This is a genomic window from Kitasatospora sp. NPDC015121 (assembly GCF_055562955.1).
The window spans coordinates 174,740-181,713 of the sequence record NZ_JBVHEH010000017.1 but is presented as its reverse complement, the minus strand read 5'-3'; the positions used below and the strand labels follow the sequence as shown (position 1 = coordinate 181,713).

Genomic DNA, 6,974 nt, shown 5'->3' with positions numbered 1-6,974 from the left:
TGGGAGAGTAGGACGCCGCCGAACAATCTTTCGGAGAAAGCCCCCTGACGGGATGTCAGGGGGCTTTCTCGCGTTCCCGGGGGAATTCCGGTCAGCGGCCGTCGCAGCCGGTTCCGGCGCCGGCGGCCCGGCCTGATCGCTCGGCGTCCGTACGGAAAACCGGCCGGAGAACGTACGCTCGCAGGCATGCGGACTTCTGAGAACACGTCAGGTGCGGGCCGGATCGAGCGGGTCGAGGCGTTGGCGCCGGGGCAGGCCGGGGAGGTGCGGGAGCTGCTCGCGGCGGCGGCCGCGGCGGACGGGCGGGAGGCGGTGTCGGAGGCCGGTCGGCTGCGGGTCCGGCCGGACGACCCGCGCGCGGGGGTGCGGCACCTGGTGCAGTCGGTGGACGGCGCGGTGGTGGGCTACGCGCAGCTGGAGGGCGAGCGGCCCGGCACCGTGGAGCTGACGGTGGCCCCGGCCGAGCGCGGCCGGGGCCTGGGCGGCGCGCTGGTGGACGCGGTGCTGGCCGAGGGTGCGGGCGGGTTGGACTTCTGGGCGCACGGCGGGCTGCCGGCCGCCCGGCACCTGGCCGAGCGTCACGGCGCGGTGCTGGTGCGCGAGCTGCGGCAGATGCGGCGCACCGAGGCGGCGCCGGACGCGGTGGCGCTGCCCGCGGGCGTCGAGCTGCGGACGTTCGAGCCGGGCCGGGACGAGGCGGCCTGGCTGGCGCTGAACGCGCTGGCGTTCGCGCACCACCCGGAGCAGGGTGCCTGGACCGGACGCGACCTGGCGGAGCGGATCGCCGAGCCGTGGTTCGACCCGAAGGGCTTCTTCCTGGCCGAGCGGGACGGCCGGCTGGTGGGCTTCCACTGGACGAAGGTCCAGCCGGACGGGCTCGGCGAGGTCTACGTGGTGGGGGTGGATCCGGCGGAACAGGGTAATGGCCTGGGGAAGGCGTTGACGGCGGCGGGCCTGCGGCACCTGATCCTGGAACGCGGCCTGCCGACGGTGATGCTGTACGTGGACGCGGACAACGCGGCGGCCGTCCGGGTCTACGAGCGGCTCGGCTTCGCGGTCCACGAGGTCGACCTGATGTACCGGTGGACGCCTTCCGGGCAGCGCTGAGCCGGTCGGGCGCGGGCGGAAGGGGGCGTCCGCTAGCGGCCACGGGGGTGACGGACTCAGCTTTCCTCCTGGCCATGCGGTGTTTACCGTGGATTCAATTGGCGCCGCGAAGATCACAGAATGTCGTCCGTATTGCCCCGTCCGCGTCACCGCTCCACCCACCGCCCGGCCGGGCGGGTTCCGGCCTCCCCGGGCGGGTGGACGTGGTTCGACGAGGACGAGCGACCGGCGGAGTCATGCCCTTCGCCCCACTGGGAGCGCGTCCTGCAGGAGGAGCTGGAACCGATGAGCATCCCCCGCCCCGTCTCCGACTCGGCCGATCCGGCCGAGCGCAGCAGCGAGCAGAAGCCGGCCGTCCGGTCGGGCGTGAGGTCCGGTGCCGGCTCCAGGGCCGTCGCCCCGAAGGACACCGCGAAGGACACCGTGAAGGACAAGGACGCCGCGAAGGACGCGAAGCCGCGCCCGGTGCCGGTCCGCGGCGGCAAGGGCAAGGCGGTCGAGCCCAGGACCGGGGCGAAGCCCGAGGCCAAGGAGCCGGCCGAGGCCGAGTCGCCGCGCGCCGCGACGGCGCTGCCCGCCGCGGTGTCGGCGGCCTTCGCCGCGGGCCCGGCGGCGGGCACGTCGGCCGGCGGCGCGGACGAGGGGGAGCTGCCGCAGGGCCGCTTCCTGGACCGCGAGCGCAGCTGGCTGGCGTTCAACGAGCGGGTGCTGGAGCTCGCCGAGGACCCGGAGATCCCGCTGCTGGAGCGGGCGAAGTTCCTGGCGATCTTCGCGTCCAACCTGGACGAGTTCTTCATGGTGCGGGTGGCCGGCCTCAAGCGCCGGATCGCCACCGGGGTGGCGCAGCGCTCGGCGTCCGGCCTGCAGCCGCGCGAGGTGCTGGACCAGATATGGCGGCGTTCGCGCGAGCTGATGGCCCGGCACGCGGCGACCTTCCAGCAGGAGGTGCTGCCGGACCTGGCGGCCGAGGGCGTCGAGCTGGTGCGCTGGCCGGACCTGGCGGAGGCCGAGCAGGCCCGGCTGCACACGCTGTTCCGGCAGCAGATCTTCCCCGTGCTGACGCCGCTGGCGGTCGACCCGGCGCACCCGTTCCCGTACATATCGGGGCTGTCGCTGAACCTGGCGGTGGTGGTGCGCAACCCGGTGTCGGGGCACAAGCACTTCGCCCGGGTGAAGGTGCCGCAGTCGCTGTCGCGGTTCCTGGAGGCGTCCCCGCAGCGGTACGTGCCGCTGGAGGACGTGATGGGGGCGCACCTGGAGGAGCTGTTCCCGGGGATGGAGGTGCTCGCCCACCACGCGTTCCGGGTCACCCGCAACGAGGACCTGGAGGTGGAGGAGGACGACACCGAGAACATCCTGAAGGCGCTGGAGAAGGAGCTGATGCGGCGCCGCTTCGGCCCGCCGGTGCGCCTGGAGGTCGAGGAGTCGATCGACCCGTACATCCTGGACCTGCTGGTGCGGGAGCTGAACATCACCGAGGCGGAGGTCTTCCCGCTGCCCGGGCCGCTGGACCTGACCGGGCTGTTCGGGATCGCCGAACTGGACCGGCCGGAGCTGAAGTACCCGAAGTTCGTGGCGGGCACCGCGCGCGGGCTGACCGACGTGGAGTCGGCGACGCTGCCGGACATCTTCGGGGCGATGCGCGAGCGGGACGTGCTGCTGCACCACCCGTACGACTCGTTCTCCACCTCGGTGCAGGCGTTCCTGGAGCAGGCCGCCGCCGACCCGCACGTGCTGGCGATCAAGCAGACGCTGTACCGCACCTCCGGCGACTCGCCGATCGTGGACGCGCTGATCGACGCGGCGGAGTCCGGCAAGCAGGTGCTGGTGCTGGTGGAGATCAAGGCGCGGTTCGACGAGCAGGCGAACATCAAGTGGGCCCGGAAGCTGGAGGAGTCCGGCTGCCACGTGGTGTACGGCCTGGTCGGGCTGAAGACGCACTGCAAGCTGTCGCTGGTGGTCCGCCAGGAGGGCGACACGCTGCGCCGGTACTCGCACGTCGGCACCGGCAACTACCACCCGAAGACGGCCCGGCTGTACGAGGACCTGGGCCTGCTGACGGCGGACCCGCAGGTCGGGGCCGACCTGAGCGACCTGTTCAACCGGCTGTCGGGCTACTCGCGGCGCGAGTCGTACCGGCGGCTGCTGACCGCGCCGCGCGGGCTGCGGGACGGGCTGGTGGCGCGGATCAACGGGGAGATCGCGCACCACCGGGCCGGGCGGCCGGCCTTCGTCCGGATCAAGGTCAACTCGATCGTCGACGAGGTGGTCGTCGACGCGCTGTACCGGGCCTCGCGGGCGGGCGTGCCGGTGGACGTGTGGGTGCGCGGCATCTGCGCGATCCGGCCGGGCGTGCCGGGGCTGAGCGAGAACATCCGGGTGCGGTCGATCCTGGGGCGGTTCCTGGAGCACTCCCGGGTGTTCGTGTTCGGCAACGGCGGCGACCCGGAGGTGTGGATCGGCAGCGCCGACATGATGCACCGCAACCTGGACCGCCGGATCGAGGCGCTGGTGCGGGTCACCGACCCGGCCCACCGGTCCGAGCTGAACGGGCTGCTGGAGCTCGGCGTCTCGGACGAGACCGACTCCTGGCACCTGGGCGCCGACGGCACCTGGACCCGGCACGCGCAGGACGCCGAGGGACGGCCGCTGCGCCACGTCCAGGACCTGCTGATCGACTCGCGCCGCCGCAACCGCGGCTCCGCCGCCGCGCGCTGAGCGGCACCCCGCCCGCGCCGGGAAGGACCCCGGCGCGGGCGGACTGCACCCCTGGGGCAGGCCCAGGGAGGGAATCGGGGAGAGCCACAGCCATGACCGATGCGCCGACGACGGCCCCGGTGGCGCGCGCCGCGACCGCCGGGGAGGTCCTTGCCGGCTACCTGACCGCCCAGGCGGGCGCGTTCCTGCGCGCCCTGCCGCAGGCGGTCGGCGAGGCGGGGTCCAGACCGGGGGCGCTGCCGGCGTCGGCGCGGGCCGCGGACGACCTGCTGCGGGCGGTGCGCCGGGTCGGCGGGGCGCTGCACACCTTCGCGGCGGCGTTCGACCCGCAGTGGGCGCAGGAGTCCCGCACCGAGCTGCGCTGGCTGCTGAACCTGCTGGCCCAGGAGCCGGGCTACCAGCGGCGGGCGACCCGGCTGCTGGGCGCGCTGGACTCGCTGGCCGACACCTCGCCGGACGGGGCGGGCATGCTGGCGGGGCACGCGGGCGCGCCGAAGGCCCGGGCGCTGCTGGAGCGGCAGCTGACGCTGGCCCGGACCAGGGCGCACACCGCGCTGCTGCAGGAGCTGCGCTCGGCCCGGCTGCACGCGCTGGCGGACCGGATGACGCTGCTGGCGGGCGAGGTGCCGCTGGTGGCCCCGGCCGAGCCGGCGGCGGCGCTGCTGCCGAGGGCCTCGGCGGCGCTGGCGGCGCTGCTGGGCGCGGGCGAGCGGCTGCCGTGGCGGCGCGCGGCGCAGGCGTACGGCGGGGCGGGGCTGCACCGGCTGGGGTCGGCGGAGCCGCCGGTGGAGCCGGCCGGGGTGCCGGCGGCCAGGTCGGCGGCGGACGCGGACGCGGCGCTGGCGGCGGACGACGCGCCGTGGCTGCGGGCCCGGATCCTGGTGAAGCGGGCCAGGTACGCGCTGGAGGTGTGCGGGGCGCCGGGTGAGGGCCTGCGGGAGCTGGACGGGGTGCTGGCCCGGCACCAGGAGGCCTCGGACGCGGCGGCGACGGTGGCGACGGCGGCGCGCACGCCGCGGATCACCCCGGCGACGGCGTACGTGCTGGGCGTGGTGCACGCGGACCAGCGTTTGGAGGTGGAGTCGGCCCGGTACGCTTTCGGGCGCCAGTGGCCGGGGGTGGTGCCCGGGCTGGCCGGCCCGGCGGCGGTGCTGCCGGCCTGAGCCCCTCGTTCCCCGTCCGGACGGACCGCGTACCGCTGATGCCCGATCGTTCCTCCCCGCCCGACCGAGGCCAGGCCCGGTCGGGCGGTCCCCGTCCGGACCGGCGTCCGGCGGCGGGTTCCCGTTCCACGGTGCTGGCGGCGGGTGCGGTGCTGTGGGTGCCGGGGCCGCCGAAGAAGGGCGGCCGGGGGCGGAAGAAGCCGCGGATCGCGCTGGTGCACCGGCCCAAGTACGACGACTGGAGCCTGCCGAAGGGCAAGCTCGACCCGGGCGAGGGCTGGCGGGCGGCGGCGCTGCGCGAGGTGCTGGAGGAGACCGGGATGCGCTGCGTGCTGGGGCCGGAGCTGCCGGCCCAGCACTACCTGGCGCACGGCCGGCCGAAGGAGGTCCGGTACTGGTCGGCGGTGCCGACGGGCGGCGCGTTCCGGCCCAACCGGGAGGTCGACCGGCTGGAGTGGCTGCCGCCGAAGCGGGCCCGGGAGCGGCTGACCCACCCGCGGGACCGGGTGCTGGTGGACGCGCTGCTGGAGCTGCTGCTGGGCTGAGCGGCCGTCCGGGTGGTTCGCCCAGGTCGTGCGGGTGATCTGTCCGCGCCCCCACCGTGACGCAACCGTTACTACCGGCCGCAGTTTCCTGACGTCCCTTCGAGGTTCACTCCCCGTTCATTTGCGACGGGCTGACGCGTCACCTGTCCTGCCTAACTTCTGGGTTACCGGAGGGCCGGAAGGGCCCCGGACCACAGCAAAACCGGTCGTTCCGAGACCGGCATTGCCTCAGAAAGGGACACCCAGTGAACCTGCGGAACGGCCGCTCCAAGGCCCTCGCCATCGGTGCCGTCGCGCTCGTCTCCACGCTGTCGCTCTCGGCTTGCGGCACGGACGACAACACCTCGAAGACCAACGCCGGTTCCTCGGCTTCGGGTGGCTCCGCTCCCGCCGCTGCCAAGATCACCTGTGCGGACAAGGGCGGCGCGCTGCTGGCCGCGGGTTCCACCGCGCAGACCCCGGCGATCGACGTCTGGAAGGCCGCGTACAGCGCCGCCTGCTCCAGCGCCACGCTGACCTACGGCGGCGGCGGCTCCGGTGCCGGTGTCACCCAGTTCAACCAGGGCAAGATCGCCTTCGCGGGCACCGACTCGGCCCTCAAGCCGGCCGAGGTCGAGACCTCGAAGACCGTCTGCACCGGCGGCCAGGCGATCGACCTCCCGATGGTCGGCGGCCTGATCTCGATCGTCTTCAACGTCGAGGGTGTCGACAAGCTGGTCCTGGACGGCCCGACCCTGGCGAAGATCTTCGACGCGCAGATCACCAAGTGGAACGACCCGGCGATCGCCGCCCTGAACGCGGGCGTCAACCTGCCGGCCGCCGACATCCAGGCGATCCACCGCTCGGACGACTCCGGCACCACCGCCAACCTGACCGGCTACCTGGCGAAGGCCGGCGCCGGTGCCTGGAAGTACCCGGCGTCGAAGACCTGGGCGGGCCAGGGCGGCCAGTCCGCGAACGGCTCCGCCGGTGTCGCGGCCCAGGTGAAGCAGGTCAAGAACTCGATCTCCTACGTCGAGCTCTCCTACGCCCAGACCAACAAGCTGAACAGCGCCGCGATCAACACCGGCGCCTCCAAGCCGGTCGAGGCCACCGCCGCCAACGCCGCCGCGACCCTGGCCGCCGCGAAGATCACCGGCACCGGCGCGGACCTGACCCTGGACATCGACTACGCGACCAAGGCCGAGGGCAACTACCCGCTGACCCTGGTCACCTACGAGGTCGTCTGCGACAAGGGCAACAAGGCCGACAGCCTGCCGGTCCTGAAGTCCTTCCTGAACTACACCGTCAGCGACGCCGGCCAGCAGGCCATCGGCGCGGTCGGCTACGTGCCGCTGCCGGCCGAGCTCGCGGCCAAGGTCAAGACCCAGGTCGACGCCCTCGCCTGAGCCTGAACGACGACCGGCCGGGCGGCCCCCCAAGGAGGGGGGAGGGGCCGCCC

Annotated in this window: 5 protein-coding genes; all 5 read left to right on the top strand. The window is 74.0% G+C overall.

What is annotated here, in order from left to right; translation table 11 throughout:
- Nucleotides 1-186 precede the first annotated feature (186 nt).
- The 5 genes from mshD to pstS all read left to right on the top strand — a co-directional run bounded on the left by mshD (nucleotide 187) and on the right by pstS (nucleotide 6,921).
- Nucleotides 187-1,107, top strand: coding sequence for a mycothiol synthase (mshD, locus tag ACZ3J7_RS26015; RefSeq protein WP_465625240.1), 921 nt, complete (start codon nucleotides 187-189; stop codon nucleotides 1,105-1,107).
- A 285-nt stretch (nucleotides 1,108-1,392) separates the two neighbouring features.
- Nucleotides 1,393-3,825 carry an RNA degradosome polyphosphate kinase gene (locus ACZ3J7_RS26010; protein ID WP_465625238.1) on the top strand — a complete coding sequence of 811 codons (2,433 nt, stop codon included), beginning with the start codon at nucleotides 1,393-1,395 and terminating at the stop codon, nucleotides 3,823-3,825.
- Between the two features lie 92 nt (nucleotides 3,826-3,917).
- Nucleotides 3,918-4,988 carry a CHAD domain-containing protein gene (locus tag ACZ3J7_RS26005; protein ID WP_465625236.1) on the top strand — a complete coding sequence of 357 codons (1,071 nt, stop codon included), beginning with the start codon at nucleotides 3,918-3,920 and terminating at the stop codon, nucleotides 4,986-4,988.
- A 38-nt stretch (nucleotides 4,989-5,026) separates the two neighbouring features.
- Entirely contained in the window at nucleotides 5,027-5,533 is a 507-nt protein-coding gene (locus ACZ3J7_RS26000; RefSeq protein WP_465625234.1) for an NUDIX hydrolase, read from the top strand.
- Nucleotides 5,534-5,778: 245 nt separating this feature from the next.
- On the top strand, nucleotides 5,779-6,921 hold the full coding sequence (gene pstS / locus ACZ3J7_RS25995) for a phosphate ABC transporter substrate-binding protein PstS (protein ID WP_465625232.1): 1,143 nt from the start codon (nucleotides 5,779-5,781) through the stop codon (nucleotides 6,919-6,921).
- Nucleotides 6,922-6,974 lie beyond the last annotated feature (53 nt).

What these genes read in the sequence shown, in the direction of transcription:
- mshD (WP_465625240.1), top strand. Translation starts at nt 187, where the DNA reads ATGCGGACTTCTGAGAACACGTCAGGTGCGGGCCGGATCGAGCGGGTC.
- ACZ3J7_RS26000 (WP_465625234.1), top strand. Translation starts at nt 5,027, where the DNA reads ATGCCCGATCGTTCCTCCCCGCCCGACCGAGGCCAGGCCCGGTCGGGC.
- ACZ3J7_RS26010 (WP_465625238.1), top strand. Translation starts at nt 1,393, where the DNA reads ATGAGCATCCCCCGCCCCGTCTCCGACTCGGCCGATCCGGCCGAGCGC.
- ACZ3J7_RS26005 (WP_465625236.1), top strand. Translation starts at nt 3,918, where the DNA reads ATGACCGATGCGCCGACGACGGCCCCGGTGGCGCGCGCCGCGACCGCC.